Here is a 19,135-nt window from a genome sequence, read left to right as displayed (position 1 = left end):
GGTCGGCGTTGGGGGCGGCCATGAGCTGACGAGCGCGGCCACGTGTACGGCTTCCAGACGCCGGTCGTCTCAAACCGTTTACCGCAGAGGCCGGGCGCGCCGCGCGCAGCCTCCCGTGAACCTGGCCTGACCATCGCGAGCCCGAAAGCGAACATCGCCCGGCGTTCCGGCCCTGGTCAGCCAGGGCGAGGCGCGCCCGCGGCGTCCATTCCGGGAATGACCTCTGCGGCGAGCGCCCCGATGGTGACCTCGGCGAAGCGGACCAGAAGCTGCTGCTCGGCGGTGTCCATCGCCTCGGCGAGGGCGGCGTTGACCGCCCTCTCGACGAGACATCTGGGATCGTCATCCGACAGGCCGATAGCGAAGACGCGAGGACTGCCGAGCGCTTCGTGGATGTCGCGCAGGGTGATTGCATCAAGCGGGCGCGCCAGGGACCAGCCACCGCCATGGCCTTTCTCGGAATGCAGGTAGCCGGCGTCCTTCAACCCGGACATCGTGCGGCGGACAACGACCGGATTGGTGTTGAGCATGCGGGCGATGACGTCTGACGTGACGGGGCCTCGATGGCGCTCCATGTGGATCAGAACGTGAAGCATCCGGGAAAGACGGCTGTCGCTGGGCATCCTCGAGATATAGCGCTCGCTTCAGGAAACAAACAGAGTTGCGTAAGCGACATGCGGAGCTATTGTCTCGCAACAATAAAAGTTACGAGAGCCATCGATGTCCGATTATGAGGTTGTGGTTGTAGGCGGCGGGTTCGCTGGCCTGTCGGCGGCAATGCAGCTGGCGCGCGCGCGTCGACGCTTGCTGCTCATAGACGCAGGCCGCCTCCGGAACCGGTTCGCCGCAACATCCCACGGCTTCCTCGGTCAGGACGGAGTCGCACCGGCCGAGATCATGCGCCGCGGCTTCGAACAGCTGGCGGCCTACCCTACGGTCGATGTCGTCCGGCACGAAGCTCTGGACGCCTGCGCCGTCGACGGTGGTTTCGAACTCCGCCTGACGAACGGAGCGGCGGTCACGGGCGCCCGGCTGATCCTCGCGACGGGAGTGATCGACACCCTGCCCCTGTCATCGATGCAAGCGCGATGGGGCGTCAGCGTTCTTCACTGCCCCTACTGCCACGGTTACGAAGTGCAGGATCGTCGGATCGCCGCCATCGCCAATGTCCCGGTCGCCGTCCATCAGGCGATCATCCTCCCGGACTGGGGACCGACGACCTTCTACACCCAGGGCGTGTTCGAACCGACGCCGGAAGACGCGGCCTTGCTGGCCGCGCGGGGCGTGGCGATCGAGCGGAGCCCGGTGGTGGAGTTGCTCGGCGTCGGCGCCGGCCTTTCCGCCGTGCGTCTGGCCGACGGGCGCGACGTTCCGACCGAGGTCGCCTTCACGACCCCGAAGACGCGCGTCGCCAGTCCCCTGGCCGAGCAACTCGGATGCGGCTTCGTCGACGGCGTGACCGGCGCGCACATCCAGGTGGATGCGATGCAGCAGACGACAGTCCCGGGCGTGTTCGCCGCCGGGGACGCTGCGACGGCCATGTTCAACGCGACCCTCGCCTCTGCGGCCGGCGTGACCGCGGGCGTGGCGACGCACCGGTCTCTGGTGATGGCAAAGGCCACTGGAGGACTGCGCTCGTGAGCGACTTCTTCAATCGGGACATGGCCGCCGCGTATGATGAGCGCAACAGCCGTTTGTCCCCCATCACCGACAACCTGCATTTCCTCACTCAACTGGTGCTCGCCGGGCTTCCGGCCGACGCCAGGATCCTTTGTGTAGGCGTGGGGACGGGAGCCGAAATCCTGTCGCTGGCCCACGCCTTTCCAGACTGGTCTTTTGTCGGCGTCGACCCCTCTCTGGAAATGCTCGACGTCTGCCGGCGCCGGCTGGACCGCGCGGGGCTGTCCAATCGCGCACGCTTGCAGCACGGCTATGTCCAGGATCTTGCTCCAGACCTGGCCTTCGATGGCGTGGTCAGTCTGCTCGTCGCCCACTTCGTCCAGCGAGAAGAACGTCCCGGATTCTATCGCGCCATACACGACCATCTGAGACCGGGGGGATGCTACCTCAGCGCGGAAATCAGCACGGATCTGAACGACGCCGCATTCCCGATGGCTCTTGAGGACTGAAAAAAGATTCAGGCGCTGATGGGCGTATCCGACGACGGGCTGGCCCGGCTGGAAGAGGGGCTGCGTGGAGCCCTGACGGTACTACCGCCCGAGGACACCGAGGCGCTTTGGCGTGATGCTGGCTTCGCCGTACCGGTGCCCTTCTTCCAGTCGATCCTCATTCGGGGCTGGCACGCGAGACGGGCATGACAGGATCCTGATCGAGCAGGCTGAGCCCCAATAACCCCAAATCAGACCCGTTGGCTGACCCCCTATCGGCGGGATGCAGACCTGCGTGCCCCGCGACCATTGGGAACGGGCGGCATTTCAAGGGCCCCTTTGATCTGGCATCAACAGCCATGCGACGTCCTGAACTCATCATCTTCGACTACGATGGCGTCATCGCCGACAGCGAGTTGCTAAACAACGCCGCAATGGCAGAGGTTCTAACCGGCATCGGCCTGCCCACGACCACAGATCAAGCCATTGCCCGCTACATGGGCAAGCGATGGCTGGATTGCCGTCCAATGGTAGAAGAGCAGCTCGGGCGATCTTGTCCCGATAGCGTCGTCGTTGATTGGACCAGGCTATGCCATGAGCGAGCCGAGAACATGCTGACCCCCGTCCAAGGTCTGCTCGATTTTGTCAAAGGACTGGCGCAGCCTCGGTGCATTGCTTCGTCCAGCCCGCCTGATTGGATTGAACTGGGTCTGGCTCGCTTCGGATTGACGGATCAAATGGGTCCAATCTTTAGCGCGGCAGTTCATGTCACTCGGGGTAAACCCCACCCCGATCTTTTCCTCCATGCTGCTCAGGCCTTCGACACGGACCCCGCAAGTACAGTCGTGGTCGAGGACAGTCCGATTGGGGTTCGTGCAGGCGTGGCGGCAGGAATGATGGTGATCGGGCTGTGCGCAGGAGGGCACATCCGCGAGGGCCACGCCGAGCAGCTTTCGGACGCCGGCGCCCATCGGATCGCAAAATCATACAGGGAAATCGCTAACTGGATCGACTGATGGTGGCACAGATAGTCAGGGAAGGCTCTTGGTGGTCCGCCGGCGCCGTCCGGATCAGACAAGCGGTCGACCGATCCCGCCGATGCCGATGTATTTGATCTCCAGATAGTCCTCGATCCCGTGACGGGAGCCTTCGCGCCCCAAGCCGGAGGACTTCACGCCACCGAACGGGGCGACCTCGGTGGAAATCAGGCCCTCGTTGACGCCGACAATGCCGCATTCGAGGGCTTCGGCGACCCGGAAGGCCCGAGCGAGATCGGACGTGTACAGATAGCTCGCCAGGCCGAACTCGGTGTCGTTCGCCAGGGCGATCGCCTCCTCTTCGGTCTCGAACCGGAAGATCGGCGCGACAGGCCCGAAGATCTCCTCGCGGAAACACAAGGCCGTGGTCGGCGTATCGACGAGAACGGTCGGCTCGAACCAGGCCTCACGCACAGGCCGCCCGCCCGCGACGCAGCGTGCGCCTTTCGAGACCGCGTCCTCAACATAGTTAGCGACCTTGTGAACGGCTCCGGCGTCAATCAGGGGGCCCTGGGTGACGCCGCCCTGCAGGCCGTCGCCGCAGACCAGGGCCTCGACCCTGGCCTTCAGCCGCGCGACGAAGGCGTCGTGAACCCCGGTCTGGACCAGCAGTCTGTTGGCGCAGACGCAGGTCTGGCCGGCGTTGCGGAATTTGGCGACCATGGCGCCTTCAACGGCCAGATCGAGATCGGCGTCGTCGAAGACGATAAACGGCGCGTTGCCGCCGAGCTCCATGCTCGTCTTCTTGATGGTGGGCGCGCACTGGGCAAGCAGGATAGCGCCGACCCGGGTGGAACCGGTGAAGCTGACCTTGCGGACCGTTGCACTGCCGGTGAGTTCGGCGCCGATCGCAACCGGATCACCCGTCACGATATTGCACACGCCGGCCGGCAGACCCGCACGCTCGGCCAGCACGCCGAGGGCGAGCGCCGAAAGCGGTGTCTGGTTGGCCGGGCGAATGACCCCTGTACAGCCTGCAGCCCAGGCCGGGGCCGCCTTGCGGGTGATCATGGCCGAGGGAAAGTTCCAGGGCGTGATCGCGGCGAACACGCCGATCGGCTCCCGGGTCGTCAGGATACGTCGCCCCGGGATGTTGGGCGGGATGATCTCGCCATAAACCCTGCGCCCCTCCTCGGCGAACCATTCCAGAAAGGACGCTGCATAGGCGATCTCTCCCCGACTCTCCGCGAGCGGCTTGCCCTGCTCGCAGGTCATGATCAGGGCGAGATCCTCTACGTTGGCGATCATCAGCTCCGACATCCGCCGAAGGATGCGTCCGCGCTCAAGGGCGGTGCGGCGCCGCCAGGCCGGAAAGGCGGCGGCCGCAGCCGCGATGGCTTCGCGGGTCTCGGCGACGCCCATGTCCGGGACCCGGCCGATCACCGCCCCCGTCGCCGGGTTGACGACGTCGAAGACGGCCCCGCTCCCGGCGTCCGCCCAACGCCCGCCGATCAGGGCCCGGGAAGACAGAAGACCGGGATCCGACAGGCGGGGCGGCGACAGGTCAGACGACGTCATGTTCAGGCCGGCTCGCGAATGAGATCGTAGATCTGGCGCGACAAGCGTCGCTGATCCGCCACCGGCGCCTGGTCGATTTCGAGCTGGCCCAGTCCGACGGAGCCTTCGACGACGGCGGCGCAGCGCTCGTACCGACGCGTCATGAAGGCGTCAAAGACCTCGGGAAGGGGATCGCCTGCGCGCAGCAGTTCGGCCAGCACCACCCCGTCCTCGATCGCGAGGCCGGCGCCATAGCCCACATGAGGCGTCGTGGCGTGAGCGGCGTCGCCGATCAGCAGGACGCGGCCCTTGTGCCAGGGCGGCGGCATGACGATCGTCTCAAGCGGGCGATAGTTGATCCGGGAACCGGCTCCCAGGTTGTCGCGCACCTCGCCGATATGGCCGCCAAACTCGGCGAGCTCCCCCTTGAGCAGATCCACCCAGTCGGCCTCCTCATGCCAGGGGTTGGTCGGGGCGGACACCAGGCAGAACAGGTACATTTCGTCGGCCGAGACCGGATTGATTCCCGCCTTGTGACGCGTCCCGAAATAGAGCTCGCTGGTGGTCACCGAGGCGGGACGTGGGGCGACGGCGCGCCAGCAGCCCTGGCCGGAAAAGACCGGCCCGGGCGCATCCGGGAACACCATCCGGCGGGTGGACGAGAGCAGGCCGTCCGCGCCGATGACAAGATCATAGGTTCGCGCGGAGCCGTCCGTAAAGGTGATCTCCGCCCCGCCCGGGCTCTCGACGATGGCCTCCACCGTCGTGGAGGTGCGCGCCCTGACCCCTTGTCGCTCGGCTTCTGTCTTGAGGATCTCATGCAGGACCGGCCTGAGGATGCCGCCCAGGACGGGCACGCCCGCGCCGTAGACCTCCTCGTCGCTGCTTTCGACCAGAACCTTGCCGTTCTTGTCGCATACGCGCGACGTCCCGTGGGAACACCCGCGCGCCAGCACCGCGTCGATCACCCCGACCTGGGCCAGGGCCTTGGCCGTCGCGCCATTGAAGGTGAGACCGGCGCCGAGCGCGGCGAGATCCGCATTGCGTTCGATCAGGTCAACGGCATGACCGTCGCGCACAAGCGCAATCGCCGCCGACAGGCCGCCTATGCCGCCGCCAATGACCAGAACCCGCAAACCCATCCGTCAACCCTTTATTCTTTCAAGCAGGAATAAAGGGGCTTTCGCCGCGGCGCAAGGCCCTTCGTCAGGCCTCAAGCCCGAACAGGCGGATGGCGTTGCCGGAAAGAATCGCGTCGCGCTCCGCAGGCGACAGACCCTCGACCGACCTGATGAGCCCCACAGGGTCGTAGTCGCCCATGTCGAACGGATAGTCGGTGCCCACGACCACCCTGTCGGCCCCCACGACGTCGATCAGGCGGCGCAGATGGGCCGGGTCGTAGACGAGCGAGTCGAACCAGAGCCGTTTCAGATAGGCGCTGGGCGGTTGCAGGCAGCCGCAACTTTCGGGCCGCACCGACCAGGCGTGATCCGAGCGGCCGGCGTAGAGCGGCAGATAGCCCCCGCCATGAACGGCGCAGATCCTGACCGCGTCAAACCGGTCCAGATGACCGCCCATGATCAGTCGCGACAGCGCCACCGCCGTCTCGGCGGGCTGGCCGATGATGTTGGAGAGGTAGTGGTCGTCAAGGCGCGACCCGAGGGTCGTTCCCAGGGGATGGAGCAGCACGGGCGCGCCCAGATCGTTCATCGCCGACCAGAAGGGATCGAAGCGCGGAGCGTCTACAGGGTCTGCGCCTACCAGGGTAGAGATCTCCACGCCCTTGAGCCCCAGTTCGCGGATTGCGTGGCGAGCCTGCGCCGCGGCGCGCTCCGGATGCTGCAGGGAGACCGTGGCCAGACCGGCGAGACGGTCCGGATGCCGGGCGCAAAGCTCGGCGATGCCTTCGTTCTGGCGAAGGACGAGCGCCTCCGCCGCTTCCGGCCCGGCCCAGTAGTAGTACTGGGTCGGAGACGGGCTCAGGATCTGCAGGTCCACGCCCATGGCGTCCATGTCGGCCAGGCGGGCCGACAGATCGGTCAGTCGCGGCCTGTAGGCGGTTTCGATCAGCCGGCGATTGTAGTCGGCTGTCCATCCCGCCGCTGTGCCCGGCGTGGGGCCCGCGACGGGGCGTTCAGGCAGGCCTTCGGCCAGGCGCTCGGCCTGCGGATCTAGGACATGGCAATGGACATCGATGACGGCCAGGCCGCCCTTTCGGGTTCGCGCCACACGCGGTCTGGACACGGGCTCGGGATGCGACCCACACCGATGCAGGGCGACCGCCTCCACCTCAGCGCCCATCGACCAGGATGAAGGCGATCCGGGCCATGGCGTCCGTCCGGTTCTCCCAGCCATGGTTGGTCCCCCGCTGGATCAGGACGTCGCCGGGATGAAGGTCCGTCTCGCCGTCCTCCAGGATGGCGGTGACGACGCCCGAGATCACGATGGCGTAGTCGACCGAACGGGTCACATGCATGCCGGGCTTGGCGTGCCCGCTCGCATGGGCGGCGTCAGCGAACAGGGCGTTCAGCGAGGCCGACGCCTGCCGGCGCCGCTCCTCCGGATCCCGCGGTCGGGGCGGATAATCGATGATGCGCAACACCGTGCCGCCGGCCGGCGGCATGACGCCCTCATGGTCGACGATACTGTCGGGGGCCGCGATCTCGGTGGGCCCGCCCACGGTTCGCCAGACATTGGTGTTCACGAAACCCGGACGCCCCTCCACCGTCCGCACGACCGGCGACGGCCCGTCCTCGACGATCACGGAACGGCCAGCCGGGTCGTGTCCCGTGACGACGCGTCGAATGGGCCTGAGCGGCGCAGGCAGGACCGGGCCGGTCATCCGCGGACGTATCCGGCAGGGCCCGCGACGACCCTGTTGCGCTGACGACCGCAGTACTGGACCTCGGTCTCGACGAGGTCCCCGGTCTTGAGGAACTCCAGGCGCTCCTGCCCGGTCCCGGCCGGCGTGCCCGTCGCAACGGTGTCGCCCGGTCGAAGCGTCATGAGCCGCGAGGCGTATTCGAGCTGTTCCTCGATGCCGAAAATCATGTCGCGGCTGTTGCCGTCCTGTTTGAGCTCGCCGTTGACCCACAGACGGATCGACACATCGGCATGGTCGGGCACAAAGGCGGCGGGCGTGAACCAGGGTCCGGTCGGCGAGAAGGTGTCGAAGCTTTTGCCGGCAAGCCAGTCGGACCGGATCGTCGGCCGGTCGTCGCGCCAGGTCAGATCCCGGCACGAGATGTCGTTGAAGGTCATATAGCCGGCGATGTGGTCGGCAGCCCGGGCCCGGGGAATGTTGCGGCCGGCTCGACCGATCACCACCATCAGTTCCGCCTCCCAGTCTGTCCGGGCGATGCCCGCCGGAAGCGCGATGTCGTCGTGGGCGCCCGTCGGCGAGTTCAGACGCCCGAACATATAGGGGCGCAGCGCCGGCAGCGGTTTGGCGGCCTCGACGTCCGACAGGGGGGGTGTGAAGGTCTTGCGCATGCCCGCGACGTGGTCGCGGTAGTTGGCGGCGGCGCAGAGCTGCTTGCCGCCCTGCCCGAGGGGCGGCAAGGGCCGCCCTGCGTCCAGCGGCCTGCCGTGCGCCTCAACCCCGCAGGCCCGGGCATGAGCGGCCACGGCGGTCAGGGTTTCGAAGGCGCGATCCCAGTCCTCAAGGAGGGGGACAATCCCGCCGGGCGCCATGGCATGCCCCGCCCGGCCGGCGGCCTGGTCCAGATCAAGCAGACGCTCGTCCAGGACCAGCACGCGGGTCGCGCGGCCGTCGAGGTCGAACAGGCCCAGATGAAAGATGTCGTCGGCCATGTCAGCCTCCCTGCGGCGGATTGAAGGTGACGGACCAGGCGGCGGTGTTGGTCGGGACAAAATCCCACTCCTGGACCGGCCAGTCATCGTCGGCCCGGTCCATGTCGGCGGTCAGTTCCATGGCGCCGCCGAGCGGGCTCTTGAAATACCAGAAGAAGTTGGAGCCGATCCGGTGTCGCCCCGGTCCGATCTTGGTCTCCCAGCCGGAGCGCAGCATCGCCTGACCGCCGAGCATGATGTCGTTGAAGTCGGTCACGGGAAAGGCGATGTGATGCAGGCCCCTGGGTCCCGCGATCAGGAAAAGGTTGTGGTGGTAGGTCGAGCCTGACGCCCGCAGAAACACGCCCTTGCCATCGCGAAAACGGTCACTCACCCGAAACCCCAGCCGCTCGACATAGAAGGCGGTCGCTTTGGGCACATCCGATGAAAACACCACCACATGGGCGATGGAGGCCGGCCGTATCGCCTCCATGAAGTCGATGCGGCTGTTCATCGGCCGCGTCGGTTCGGCGCCGTAGATGTTCAGCCGGTTGGCCGCCGGGACGGGTTTGCGTCTCTGTTCGACCCGGAAGCCGATCCCGTAGCCGTCCTCGTCCACGCTGTGCACGGTCCCGTCGGGATCGCGACTGACCGGACGATCACGCGCCAGTTCGGCAGCGATCGCTTCCAGGTCGGCGGCCGAGGCGGCGCCCCAGATCATTTCGCGGATCGTCGAACCGGCCGCCTGGGCGACAGGCAGGCCTGGATCATCGGACCGGCGCACGAGAATCTGACTGCCGTCGCGGGCCTCGAAGTCGGCGTAGCTCGCCCCTGCCGCCGTGGGGCTGAGGCCAAAATCCCCATAGAAGCGCCGGCCCGCCGCGATGTCCTCAACGCCGAGGACGACGGCGTCCACCCCTTTGAGCTGCATATCGATCCTCCGGAAGTCGCCCCGACCGTCACGCGGCGGGTTGCGTCCGGTTTATTCTCTGTGGCAGGAAATAGTCAACCCGCCTTGGAGAGGCCGCCATGACCCTGCCCGTCCCCCCCCTCACATCCTGGGTTTCCAGCGCCCGCGGCCACCCCTTGTTTCCGCTGGAAAACTTGCCATTCGGCGTCTTCAGCACCGGAGGATCGGCGCCGCGCATCGGCGTCGCCATCGGCGACGAGATCCTCGACCTGAAGGTTGCCGCCGATGAAGGCGGCCTCGAGGGTCTGGAGGCGGGCGTCATCGAAGCCTGTCAGGACCGCCGTCTGAACGGGCTGATGGCGTTGCCGGGTCCGGCGATGAAAGCCCTGCGTCGGAGCCTGGTCACGCTTCTGTCCGACGACGGCCCGGCGAAGCCGCAACGCGAGACGTGGCTGTTCGCCCAGGCCCTGTGCGAAATGCACCGACCGGTCGACATTGGCGACTACACGGACTTCTACGCGGGCATTCACCACGCGACCGCGGCGGGGCGCCTGTTCCGGCCGTCGGGCGACGCCCTCCTTCCCAACTATCGCCACCTCCCGGTCGCCTATCATGGCCGGGCGTCGAGCGTTGACGTCAGCGCGACGATCGCCCGGCCGCTTGGGCAGGTTCTGGTCGAGGGCCAGCCCGTCCTTCAACCGACGGCCAAGCTGGACTATGAGCTGGAGCTGGCGATCTGGATGGGAGCGGCCGATCATCCCGGCGCCGTCGATATCGCGAGCGCTGACGCCGTCGTGTTCGGCTACGGACTGCTGAACGACTGGTCAGCCCGGGATTTCCAGCGCTGGGAAGCCCAGCCGCTCGGGCCTTTTCTGTCCAAGAATTTCGCGACCTCGGTCTCGCCCTGGATCGTGACCCGGGACGCTCTGGCCCCCTACCGCGCGCCCCGGCAGGATCGGGGGGCGGACGCGCCCCCGCTTCTGGACTATCTCGACGCGGAGACCGATCGCCGTGCGGGCGCTCTGGATATCGATCTGGAGGTCTGGATCCAGACCGCGGCCATGCGCGCTGGCGGAGTGGAGCCCGAGCGGATCACCACCGCCTCCAGCCTCGACCTCTACTGGACCCCCGCCCAGATGATCGCCCACCATACCGTGGGCGGATGCGGCCTGAACCCCGGCGACCTTCTGGGCAGCGGCACCATCTCCGCATCGGGAGACACCGGCGGCGGCTGCCTGCTCGAGCGCACCGCCGACGGCGCGCGTCCCTTGCGGCTTTCGACCGGCGAGACGCGCACCTATCTGGAGGACGGGGACGAGGTGATCCTGCGCGCGCTCTGCCGCCGGGAGGGTTGCGTCCCGATCGGTCTGGGCGAGATCCGCACACGCGTGACCCCCGCCGCCGGCTAGCGGCGGCCGCATCCAGGCCGCGGGGCGCCGCCGTGGCCCCCGACCCCGGGGGCGGTCGCCGGGCGGTCTGGATGCGCCTCGCCCCTCGACCCTAGCCGAGCACCCGTTGATCGCTGAGATCCTTGCCGCCCCGGGTCACGGCGATGGAGGCGCCGCGCGACTCGAGCACGGGCAGGGCCGCCAGGGCGTTGACGATGTGGAACATGGTCGGCAGCTGTTCCCAGGTCGACGGCAGGAACCGGACCTCGGCGTCGCCCCGCTGATAGGACTCATAGCGAACGGTCGCGCCCCCGGCGGGGGTCAGCACCATCTGTTCGATCTCCGCCTCCGATGTCGCCGAGACCCGCGGGAGGTAACGGTGATGAATGACCCCGTCGATCGCGGGATTGGCGGCCGGCGGGACCGCATCCCTGAGGTTGTCGACAGACAGCTCGATAAAGGTATGGCCGTCCCAGACCGCCGCCCATTGCCTGCGCCCGCGCAGGACGCGCGGCGCGGGCAGTTCGCAGTACAGCTTGGCGAAACCGAGTTCCTCGCGACCGCTCAGAATGGGTTCGGGCCGGTTTTCCCACAGCACCGCGTAGAAGGGCCCGCGAACGCTCTCGCTCGGCCCGGCGTAACGCACCGGATATTTGACGCCCAACAGGCTGTAGGTTCGCCCCGCCAACCATTCCAGGTCCCGCAGTTCGATGTGCTCAACAGTGACCACCGGCTCGCCGTCGAGCACGCAGAAGGGCGGCAGATAGGCCTCCAGCGCGCTGGCCTGCGTCAAAAAGCTCATGGTCACCGTCGTGCGGGGCGCATCAGCATAGTCGTAGAGTTCCCCGTCGGGGCCCTGGCGAGGCCCGCAGGTGGGCCCGAACACGACGGGCATGCGATGTCTGAGCGGACGAGAGGCGAACATGGATCTTCCTTTCCTGGAGCGTCTGCGGACGAAATGATCGTCGACAGCCGCCTGCGACTTTGCGAAGCCGTTATTTCCTTGTAGAAGGAATACTGCCGCGCAACGCCACAAAGAGCAATCGCGGAGTCAGGGAGTGGAGTATGACGAACATACGCGAAAGCCATCACGTCCGGGTGCGCCGGCGCGAAGCCCTCTCCGCGGACGTGGTCCTGCTCGAACTCGAACCCGTGGACGGCGTCCTGCCGCCGTTCGAGGCGGGCGCCCATATCGATGTCCATCTGCCCGACAGTGTTCGCCAGTATTCCCTTTGCGGCGACCCGGGTCAGGCCGGGACCTACCAGATCGCCGTGCTTCGCGACCCGCAGTCGCGCGGCGGATCGATCGCGGTCCACGCCATAGCTGAAGGCGAGGGCTTGCGCATCGGCGCGCCCCGCAACCACTTCAGCCTGACGCCGGCCCCTTTCGTCGTTCTGATCGCCGGCGGGATCGGGCTCACGCCCCTGCTGTCCATGGCTCACGCCCTGACGACGCAGGGCGTCCCGTTTCACCTCCACTATGTGGTCAACCGTCACAGCGCGGCGCCGTTTGAGACGCGTCTCGCCCGGGCGGGACTGGCAGGCGAGATTTCGATCCACCGCACCGATCGCGCCGCCGGTCGCGCCTTTGATGCGGCGCAGATCCTGCCGCCGGCTCGCGACGGCGCCCACCTCTACGTCTGCGGCCCGACCGGATTCATGCAGTCCGTCATCGCCTCCGCCCGGAGCCTGGGCTGGCCGGACGAGGCGATCCACAAGGAAGATTTCGGGGCCGAGATCGACATCGCCGGCGACGCCTTTGAGGTCGAGGCTAGGGCGTCGGGCCGGGTTGTCCGGGTCGGCCCCGACGAGACCATCGCCGACGCCCTGATCGCCGCCGGCGTCGATGTCCCCCTGTCCTGCGAACAGGGGGTGTGCGGCACCTGCATGACCCGGGTGATCGCGGGCGTCGTCGATCATCGGGACATGTATCTGAGCCCGGCCGAACAGGCGGCGAATGATGTGATGGCGATCTGCTGTTCGCGCGCCGTCGGCGGCCGTCTGGTTCTGGATATCTAGAAAAACAAACCCAAGGGAGACCCGAATGCTTATCGAAAACGCCGCCAGCTTCTATCCCGGCAAACTGCCCGCGCCGCGGAACGCCTGGTATGTCGTCGGCTTCTCCAACGAAGTGACGTCAAAGCCCATGTCGCGCCGGATTCTGGGCGACCGCGTGGTCCTTTACCGCACCGACGACGGCCGGGCGGTGATGCTGGCCGACTACTGTGCGCACCGGGCCATGGCCCTGTCCCTGGGCAAGGTCGTCTGCGGCGACCGGATCCAGTGCGCCTACCACGGCCTGGAGTTCGAGCCCTCGGGCGATTGCGTCAAGGTGCCTTCCCAGGTCCAGATCCCGCGCCAGATGAAGGTCCGCTCCTATCCCGTCGCCGAACGCTGGGACTGGATCTGGGCCTGGATGGGCGAACCCGCCCTCGCCGATGAGGGCCTGATCCCCGATCACCAGGCGTTCGGCCTGGCCGACGATGACGGTTTCCACAAGACCCAGCGGTTCCTGATGGGGATCGGCGGCAGCTACCAGCTGCTCCACGAAAACCTTCTGGACGTGTCTCACATCACCTTCCTCCACGAAGGCTATTTCGACAGCGGCAAGATCGCCGAAACGCCGGCGCGAACCGAGATCGTGGGGGATGGATCGATCCGGATCTCGCGCACCGTCGAGGAAGTCGTGACAGGCCCCTACGCCAAACAGTTCGGACTGCCCGACGGGGTGCGGGTCCATCGCGAGCTGATCTCGCAGACCTGGGTCCCGAGCCTCAATGTCGTGACCAACATCTTCTCTTTCCCCGACGATCCGGACCGCGCCCCTGCGATCCGTCACGCGCCTTTCGGCATCACTCCCGAGACGGACACGAGCTGCCACTACTTCGTGGCGGCCGCCAGCAACTACGGCGCAAAGCTGGAGGGCGACGCGCTCGCCGCGCAGAACCAGGTCGTCTGGGACGTTTTCCTGACGGACCGGGAGGCGATCGAGTCGATCCAGACGTCCTATAACGAACTCGGCGCGGCCACGCCCGACACCAGTGTCCGGGCCGACGAAGCGGCGTTGCGGTTCCGGCGCATGCTCATCGCCAAGGTCAGCGAAGAAGCCGGCCCCGTGGTCGCCTGACGCCGGCGTCGCGCGTCGGCCTCAGGCTGACGCGCGAAGCCGGCGACGGAAGTTGAGAAACAGGACCACGGCCGAGCCGAGCGCGACCAGGGCCAGACCGGCGTGGACGACGCTCATGGCCGAGGCGATCGGCGTCGCCTGTCCGGCGAACAGATGTTCACCGACCGAGGCCGTCAGGGCCGGCGCGACGCCCGAGCCGAGGGCGCCCTGAAGCACCAGGAACACCGCCATGGTCTTGCCGATGGCCCGCTGGGGCGCGATCTGGGCGACGAGGGTCGAGGTCACCGCCAGATAGGTCGTGGCGCCCAGCAGGACGAGGCCCTGGGCGACCCAGAAGGTCTCCACCGAGGGGACCAGCGGGTGAAAGGGGGTCACCGCCAGCAGCAGGACCGAGGCGATGACGGCGACCGCCGCCGATCCGGCGCCGCCCGCCTTGTTGATCCGGTCAATGCCGAAGCCTGTCAGAACGAGTCCCAGAGGCCCCATGGTCATCAGCAGAAGGCCGAGGATGGGGCCCATCTGGGCCGGTCCCAGATCGAACCGCAGACCCACCAGGGCCGGCACCCAAACGCCCAGCGATTGCGTCAGCATGGCGTGAGCGACTGAGAAGACCGCCAGCGGAAGATAGACGGCGCGGTCGGCCCACATGAGGCCCAACGCGCTTTTGAAACTGACGGCCGACTGCTCGGCCGAACCCCTGCCCGGCTCGCGAATGGTGGCCAGCAAAAGGAGCAGGGGCAGACCGGCGAGACCGGCGAAGATCAGGGCGAGCGACCAGGGCGCCAGACCCGAAAGGACCGGCCACCCGCTGAAATCGGCGGTCGAAAGGGCCCTGATCAACAGCCCGCCCGCCACAAAGGCCAGCCCGGTGCCCAGAAGGGTCGCCATGGCGTAGATGCTGAAGGCCCGTCCGCGCCGCGCGGGCGAGACGCCGTCACGCAGAAGGGAATAGGCCGCGGGCGGCAGCAGCCCCTCGGCCAACCCCACCCCTGCACGCGCCCAGAACAGGGTCAGGAAATTGCCCGCCAGGCCGCAGGTCGCGGCCATGGCGGACCACAGGCCCACCCCGACGAACAGGATCGACTTGCGGTTGACCTTGTCCGCCAGCCAGCCCGCGGGAATGCCGATGACCAGGTTGGAGACCGCAAAGGCCGTGCCGATGATCAGGCCGATCTGGGTGTCGCTCAGGCCCAGATCCCTTTTGATGGGCAGGACAAGCAGGGTGATGATGTTCTTGTCGACCATCGCCAGCATGGCGAAGACCGTCAGACAGCCGACCAGCCACCACTGTCGCAGGCCACCGCCTCCGCTGCGGTCGTGGGGATCGGAAGCGGAGGCGGCGTCGGGGAGAGGGGTCACGAGCAGGCCTTGTTCAGTAGCGGAGGTTGAGCTGGAGCAGGACAGAGCGCGGATCTTCCCACTGCGCCACCGAGTTCCCGCTGGGGAAGAAGGAGGCGTTGAAGCCGAAGGACGCGGACCGGTCGTTGAACAGGTTTCGGCCGATCAGTTTGAGATCCCAGGGCGCGCCGGCGCGCGACAGCCCGATGTGGGCGTTGACCGGCGTAAAGGCGTCGCCGCGCGGGGTCACGATCGGGTTCTGCTGGTGGGTGATGCTCGAGCGATGCTGCACCGAGGCGTTCAGGTTGAGCGTATAGCCGCCGGAGAGATCCGCCACGTAATCCGCCGCCGCCAGTCCGGACCATTTCGGGGCCCGGGGCACCGGGGCGCCGGTGATGGCGTCCTGTGTTTCGGCATAGGTCGCATTCAGGGTGAAGGCGAGCGCCGACACGGGCCGCCATTCCGCGAACACCTCGGCGCCATCCGACTTCAGGTCGGTGTTGGAGACGATATATTTCTGACCATCGAAATTGCTGGTCTGGAAATCGTCCACCCGCGTCCGGAACAGGGCGAGATTGAAGGTCACCGCGCGATCCAGCGCCGTCAGCTTCATCCCGGCCTCGATCGTGCGCGCCTGTTCAGCCGAATATTCAGCATTGGCCGGGAAGGTCGCGGCGTCCGAGAAGCCGCCGCCCTTCGTGCCCTGGGCGGCGCTGATGTAGAACAGGGCGTCGTCGGTCGCCTTGTAGTTCAGCCCGACCGAGCCGTCGGTGACCTGCTCCTGGCGATCGAGGAAGGTCAGGGCGTAGTCGGGGTTCAGGATGGTCGAGAAGGGGCCCGGACGCACTGTGACCCGCGAGGTCGAGATGGATTTCTTCTCGTCGGTGAAACGCACGCCCACCGAGGCGCTCAACCGCTCGGTGATGTCGTAGTCGGCCTGACCGAAGGCCGACCAGGTGGTGGTGTCCTGCTCGAACGCCTGGCGGTAGGCGCCCTGCAGGGCGAAGGGCGCAATGGTCGGGATCGGGTAGTTGGCGTCGGCCAGCTGCGTCGTCTGCAGATTGTTGCGCAGGTACAGGGCGCCGACGATGTACCGGAACCGCCGGGCTTCCGGGGAGGTGAGACGCACCTCCTGGCTGAAGGTGTCGCCTGAGTTGTTGAAGAGAATGTTGAAGAAGCGGCCAGGCGAGTTGTCGAAGTCCGCGTTGACCACCTCATCGTAGCGGGACCAGCCCGTGATGCCGCTGACCGTATATTCGCCCAGTCGCCAGTTGATGGAGCCGGTCACCCGATCCGAATCCTGGTCGATGGTGGTCTCGTCAGGTCCGCGCAGGTTGGAGAAATCCGGATTGACCTCGAACTGGCCCGGATATCCGGCCGCGGCGTAGAGATCCGGCCCGACCGTGGTGCGCGAGGCGATGAACTCATAGGCGCCGCCCGTGGATTTCAGGCTCTCGCTCTGGGCCGACAGGGTGATGTCGATCGCATCGGTCGGGGTCCACAGGCCGGTCAACCGCACGCCGCTCTGTTCGTCGTGACGCGCCTTGTCGCCGTTGTAGCGGTTCTCGATATAGCCGCCGATGTCCTGGTACTGGCCCGCCAGCCGCAAGGCGAAGCGGTCATTGACCGGCAGGTTCACCCCGCCGTTCAACACCGTGGACTCCCGCTCGAAATCATACTGGGCCGTGGCATTGAAACCGAACGCCGCCCCGGGCTTGCGGGTGGTCAGGGCGATGGCGCCCAGGCTGGTGTTCTTGCCGAGCAGCGAGGCCTGGGTGCCCTTGACGACCTGGACGCTCTGCAGATCGAACAGGGACGTCCGGAAATCCTGGGCCCGTCCGGCGTAGACGCCGTCGACGAAGAAGCTGACGGACTGATCGAACGCCTGCGGTCCCGCGACCGAACCCAGGCCGCGCACCGAGGCGTTGACCGTATTGTTCGGCGCCCGCGTCAGGATCAGCCCCGGCGCGACCGCCGAAATCTGTTCGAACGAGTTCACCACATTGCGCGTAAGGGTTTCCTGATCGGCGACGACCACGGTCACCGGCACATCCTGCAGCGCCTGATTGCGCTTGAGGGCCGTGACGACGATCTCATCGACGACGGTCGTATCCGTCTGCGGGTCGGACGGCGGTGCGGCGGGATCCGCCGTCTGGGCGTGGGCCGCTCCGGCGGCGAGCGCCAGTCCGACACAGGTCGAGCACAGCAAACGAATGGCGATAGGTCTCATGATCAGCCTCCCTGTCGGCCCCCCGCCTTCTGTGGGCGGAGCAGCCATTCCCGTATGTTAGCGGGGTTCCGCTAATTTCTTTATAGAAGGAATAAGACGCCGTGCGACGGCCCTGTCAACTGATTTCCTTTTGAAAGGAAAAAGCCTAGACGGGGGAGGAATCCGGGCGCAGCCCCTTGACCACCAGGTCATAGACAAACTCCGCGGTGGGGGTGCGGATGGTCTGGGCGGTGGCTTGCGGCCCGAAGATGTCTTTGACGATCGGGCCGTTGTTGGCCGCGAACTCGCAGACGGCGACGATCGTCATGTGCAGGTACCGGGCGTCGACCTTGCGGAAAAGCCCGGCCTCCATGCCGCTTTTGAGAATCTCCTCAAGGTCCTCGAGCGATTCTGAAAGGATGCTCGCCCACTCCCGATAGGCTTCCGAACTGGGATCGGAGTTCAGCATGCTGACCAGCAGCTTGTGATGGTGCGGGTTCTGGTCGAACATGCCCAGGGTGCGGTCGATGCGGTAACGCAACCGCTCCAGGGGCTCGTCGCGGTCGCGCATGCGCGACATGTCCCGGCGCGCCTTGCGGTGGGTGTCCGCGACGACCTCGGCGAGCAATCGGGGCATCTTGCCGAAATAATACCGGATCAGATTGGGATCGACGCCGGCCCGTTCCGCCACGAGTTGCCGGGTGATCATCGCCGGCTCGGTCTCGCGCAGGACCGCCTTGGTCGCCTCGATGACCGCATCCCGGCCCGTCGCCTCCTCGCTCACGGCGGGACGGCCCCGGCCTTTTCGTTTCGGTTCAGCCTGCTGCATCCTTCTCCTATCGGCCATCGCTCGCCGGATTTCCAGCGTGAGCGAAGCCGCGCCCTGTCGTGCGAGGCGAAGGGGCCCTGACGGCGCGGCGAGGGCGATCGACGCCGCCCGGCCGAGGTCGCCTTCTGCGATCAATGGCTGTATCGACGCAGCGATGTCCCTCGACCCTTCTTCGCCCGGGCGGCGCCCGAACGTCGTGCGCTCGGCCCAGACCCGGTCCAGGCTGTTGGAAGCCACCGTCGACTGCCTGCATCAGGTGGGCTACGCCGCAACCACCACCCCTATGGTCAGCCGGCTGTCCGGGGTCACCCGCGGCGGGCTTTTGCACCACTATCCCAGCAAGGTCGCCCTCATCATCGCCACCGGCGAATACTGCCTGTCGACGATGCACGACGACCCCGTCTACGGCGGCGAACCGACCCCCTCGCCCGAGGAGGTCATGGCCAAGCAGATGACGCGGTACGGGATCGCGCTGACGGAAATCATCGTCGGCAGCCGCAGCGACCACGCTCTGGCCGCGGAGTTCAGCGACCTGGGCCGGGCCATTCTCACCCTCTACCGGCGGGGCGCGGAGAAGTTTGCGCGCGATCTCGGGATCTCCGATTCGCGCACCATAGAAGCGATGATCTGGCTGCACATGGCCGCCTTCCGCGGCATGGCGCTCATGCAGATGGCCGGGGTGCGGTCCGAGGTCAATGAGGAGGCCATCGCCCTGCTCCACCTGCACCGCGAGACCGTGTTCGAGAAGATCCGCGCCGCCGAACGCGGTCCCGGCCGGGAGCCTCAGGACCCCTGAAACCCACCTGTCTCTGACCGGTCCCATACGCACAACTTTACAAGAAACAGTCATGCATGTTTTTTTGTGGAATGGGGGCGGGTTTCGCGCTACGCCTGATCGTG

Annotated in this window: 19 protein-coding genes; 8 read left to right on the top strand and 11 right to left on the bottom strand. The window is 66.8% G+C overall.

From position 1 onward, the window contains the following. Nucleotides 1-176: 176 nt before the first annotated feature. Nucleotides 177-623 carry an Rrf2 family transcriptional regulator gene (locus O5K39_RS04120; protein ID WP_271146019.1) on the bottom strand — a complete coding sequence of 149 codons (447 nt, stop codon included), beginning with the start codon at nt 621-623 and terminating at the stop codon, nt 177-179. Between the two features lie 97 nt (nt 624-720). Here O5K39_RS04120 and O5K39_RS04115 point away from each other — a divergent pair, with 97 nt between their 5' ends. From O5K39_RS04115 to O5K39_RS04100, 4 genes are all read left to right on the top strand, one after another. Further along, a complete protein-coding gene (locus O5K39_RS04115) occupies nt 721-1,641 on the top strand; it encodes an NAD(P)/FAD-dependent oxidoreductase (protein ID WP_271146018.1) in 921 nt (306 codons plus the stop codon). Continuing rightward, on the top strand, nt 1,638-2,129 hold the full coding sequence (locus tag O5K39_RS04110) for a class I SAM-dependent methyltransferase (RefSeq protein WP_271146017.1): 492 nt from the start codon (nt 1,638-1,640) through the stop codon (nt 2,127-2,129). Before O5K39_RS04115 ends, O5K39_RS04110 begins: the two co-directional genes overlap by 4 nt. 18 nt (nt 2,130-2,147) lie before the next feature. Continuing rightward, the gene (locus O5K39_RS04105; protein ID WP_271146016.1) at nt 2,148-2,318 is read left to right on the top strand and encodes a hypothetical protein; all 171 of its coding nucleotides are present in this window, start codon (nt 2,148-2,150) and stop codon (nt 2,316-2,318) included. A 149-nt stretch (nt 2,319-2,467) separates the two neighbouring features. After that, nucleotides 2,468-3,124, top strand: coding sequence for an HAD family phosphatase (locus tag O5K39_RS04100; RefSeq protein WP_271146015.1), 657 nt, complete (start codon nt 2,468-2,470; stop codon nt 3,122-3,124). A 54-nt stretch (nt 3,125-3,178) separates the two neighbouring features. Here O5K39_RS04100 and O5K39_RS04095 read toward each other — a convergent pair whose 3' ends face one another. From O5K39_RS04095 to O5K39_RS04070, 6 genes are all read right to left on the bottom strand, one after another. Next, nucleotides 3,179-4,663, bottom strand: coding sequence for an NAD-dependent succinate-semialdehyde dehydrogenase (locus tag O5K39_RS04095; protein ID WP_271146014.1), 1,485 nt, complete (start codon nt 4,661-4,663; stop codon nt 3,179-3,181). Between the two features lie 2 nt (nt 4,664-4,665). Continuing rightward, nucleotides 4,666-5,784: an FAD-dependent monooxygenase gene (locus O5K39_RS04090; RefSeq protein ID WP_271146013.1), complete on the bottom strand. Its 1,119-nt coding sequence runs from the start codon at nt 5,782-5,784 to the stop codon at nt 4,666-4,668. A gap of 64 nt (nt 5,785-5,848) precedes the next feature. Beyond that, nucleotides 5,849-6,886, bottom strand: coding sequence for an amidohydrolase family protein (locus O5K39_RS04085; RefSeq protein ID WP_271146012.1), 1,038 nt, complete (start codon nt 6,884-6,886; stop codon nt 5,849-5,851). A 46-nt stretch (nt 6,887-6,932) separates the two neighbouring features. After that, the gene (locus O5K39_RS04080) at nt 6,933-7,484 is read right to left on the bottom strand and encodes a cupin domain-containing protein (RefSeq protein ID WP_271146011.1); all 552 of its coding nucleotides are present in this window, start codon (nt 7,482-7,484) and stop codon (nt 6,933-6,935) included. Continuing rightward, nucleotides 7,481-8,455, bottom strand: a complete 975-nt coding sequence (locus O5K39_RS04075) for a fumarylacetoacetate hydrolase family protein (RefSeq protein ID WP_271146010.1) — start codon at nt 8,453-8,455, stop codon at nt 7,481-7,483. The genes O5K39_RS04080 and O5K39_RS04075 overlap by 4 nt, the downstream gene beginning before the upstream one ends. A 1-nt stretch (nt 8,456) precedes the next feature. Beyond that, nucleotides 8,457-9,365 (bottom strand): VOC family protein, encoded by a 909-nt coding sequence (locus O5K39_RS04070; RefSeq protein WP_271146009.1) that lies wholly within the window; start codon nt 9,363-9,365, stop codon nt 8,457-8,459. Nucleotides 9,366-9,463: 98 nt separating this feature from the next. On the opposite strand from O5K39_RS04070, the gene fahA reads away from it, so the two are divergent. Next, nucleotides 9,464-10,753 carry a fumarylacetoacetase gene (gene fahA / locus O5K39_RS04065; RefSeq protein ID WP_271146008.1) on the top strand — a complete coding sequence of 430 codons (1,290 nt, stop codon included), beginning with the start codon at nt 9,464-9,466 and terminating at the stop codon, nt 10,751-10,753. Between the two features lie 91 nt (nt 10,754-10,844). Here the strand turns inward: fahA and O5K39_RS04060 are convergent, their stop codons facing one another. Then, complete coding sequence (locus O5K39_RS04060) at nt 10,845-11,627, bottom strand: acetoacetate decarboxylase family protein (protein ID WP_271146007.1); 783 nt, start codon at nt 11,625-11,627, stop codon at nt 10,845-10,847. Between the two features lie 170 nt (nt 11,628-11,797). Here O5K39_RS04060 and O5K39_RS04055 point away from each other — a divergent pair, with 170 nt between their 5' ends. Together O5K39_RS04055 and O5K39_RS04050 are read left to right on the top strand one after the other, a co-directional pair. After that, on the top strand, nt 11,798-12,751 hold the full coding sequence (locus O5K39_RS04055) for a PDR/VanB family oxidoreductase (RefSeq protein ID WP_271146006.1): 954 nt from the start codon (nt 11,798-11,800) through the stop codon (nt 12,749-12,751). A 25-nt stretch (nt 12,752-12,776) separates the two neighbouring features. Continuing rightward, nucleotides 12,777-13,859 carry an aromatic ring-hydroxylating dioxygenase subunit alpha gene (locus O5K39_RS04050; RefSeq protein WP_271146005.1) on the top strand — a complete coding sequence of 361 codons (1,083 nt, stop codon included), beginning with the start codon at nt 12,777-12,779 and terminating at the stop codon, nt 13,857-13,859. A 21-nt stretch (nt 13,860-13,880) separates the two neighbouring features. Here O5K39_RS04050 and O5K39_RS04045 read toward each other — a convergent pair whose 3' ends face one another. From O5K39_RS04045 to O5K39_RS04035, 3 genes are all read right to left on the bottom strand, one after another. After that, nucleotides 13,881-15,218, bottom strand: coding sequence for an MFS transporter (locus O5K39_RS04045; protein WP_271146004.1), 1,338 nt, complete (start codon nt 15,216-15,218; stop codon nt 13,881-13,883). Between the two features lie 13 nt (nt 15,219-15,231). Then, nucleotides 15,232-17,427: a TonB-dependent receptor gene (locus O5K39_RS04040; RefSeq protein ID WP_271146003.1), complete on the bottom strand. Its 2,196-nt coding sequence runs from the start codon at nt 17,425-17,427 to the stop codon at nt 15,232-15,234. 145 nt (nt 17,428-17,572) lie between these two features. Then, a complete protein-coding gene (locus O5K39_RS04035; protein ID WP_271146002.1) occupies nt 17,573-18,472 on the bottom strand; it encodes a TetR family transcriptional regulator C-terminal domain-containing protein in 900 nt (299 codons plus the stop codon). On the opposite strand from O5K39_RS04035, the gene O5K39_RS04030 reads away from it, so the two are divergent. After that, a complete protein-coding gene (locus O5K39_RS04030; protein WP_271146001.1) occupies nt 18,462-19,031 on the top strand; it encodes a TetR/AcrR family transcriptional regulator in 570 nt (189 codons plus the stop codon). The two genes, O5K39_RS04035 and O5K39_RS04030, sit on opposite strands and share 11 nt — an antisense overlap. Nucleotides 19,032-19,135: the final 104 nt, after the last annotated feature.

Source organism: Brevundimonas sp. NIBR10 (assembly GCF_027912515.1).
Lineage (GTDB): Bacteria > Pseudomonadota > Alphaproteobacteria > Caulobacterales > Caulobacteraceae > Brevundimonas.
Note: the sequence above shows the minus strand (reverse complement) of the source record. Positions and strands in the feature narration are given on the sequence as shown.

What these genes read in the sequence shown, in the direction of transcription:
- O5K39_RS04120 (WP_271146019.1), bottom strand. Translation starts at nt 623, where the DNA reads ATGCCCAGCGACAGCCGTCTTTCCCGGATGCTTCACGTTCTGATCCAC.
- O5K39_RS04115 (WP_271146018.1), top strand. Translation starts at nt 721, where the DNA reads ATGTCCGATTATGAGGTTGTGGTTGTAGGCGGCGGGTTCGCTGGCCTG.
- O5K39_RS04105 (WP_271146016.1), top strand. Translation starts at nt 2,148, where the DNA reads ATGGGCGTATCCGACGACGGGCTGGCCCGGCTGGAAGAGGGGCTGCGT.
- O5K39_RS04100 (WP_271146015.1), top strand. Translation starts at nt 2,468, where the DNA reads ATGCGACGTCCTGAACTCATCATCTTCGACTACGATGGCGTCATCGCC.
- O5K39_RS04095 (WP_271146014.1), bottom strand. Translation starts at nt 4,663, where the DNA reads ATGACGTCGTCTGACCTGTCGCCGCCCCGCCTGTCGGATCCCGGTCTT.
- O5K39_RS04090 (WP_271146013.1), bottom strand. Translation starts at nt 5,784, where the DNA reads ATGGGTTTGCGGGTTCTGGTCATTGGCGGCGGCATAGGCGGCCTGTCG.
- O5K39_RS04080 (WP_271146011.1), bottom strand. Translation starts at nt 7,484, where the DNA reads ATGACCGGCCCGGTCCTGCCTGCGCCGCTCAGGCCCATTCGACGCGTC.
- O5K39_RS04075 (WP_271146010.1), bottom strand. Translation starts at nt 8,455, where the DNA reads ATGGCCGACGACATCTTTCATCTGGGCCTGTTCGACCTCGACGGCCGC.
- O5K39_RS04070 (WP_271146009.1), bottom strand. Translation starts at nt 9,365, where the DNA reads ATGCAGCTCAAAGGGGTGGACGCCGTCGTCCTCGGCGTTGAGGACATC.
- fahA (WP_271146008.1), top strand. Translation starts at nt 9,464, where the DNA reads ATGACCCTGCCCGTCCCCCCCCTCACATCCTGGGTTTCCAGCGCCCGC.
- O5K39_RS04060 (WP_271146007.1), bottom strand. Translation starts at nt 11,627, where the DNA reads ATGCCCGTCGTGTTCGGGCCCACCTGCGGGCCTCGCCAGGGCCCCGAC.
- O5K39_RS04055 (WP_271146006.1), top strand. Translation starts at nt 11,798, where the DNA reads ATGACGAACATACGCGAAAGCCATCACGTCCGGGTGCGCCGGCGCGAA.
- O5K39_RS04050 (WP_271146005.1), top strand. Translation starts at nt 12,777, where the DNA reads ATGCTTATCGAAAACGCCGCCAGCTTCTATCCCGGCAAACTGCCCGCG.
- O5K39_RS04040 (WP_271146003.1), bottom strand. Translation starts at nt 17,427, where the DNA reads ATGAGACCTATCGCCATTCGTTTGCTGTGCTCGACCTGTGTCGGACTG.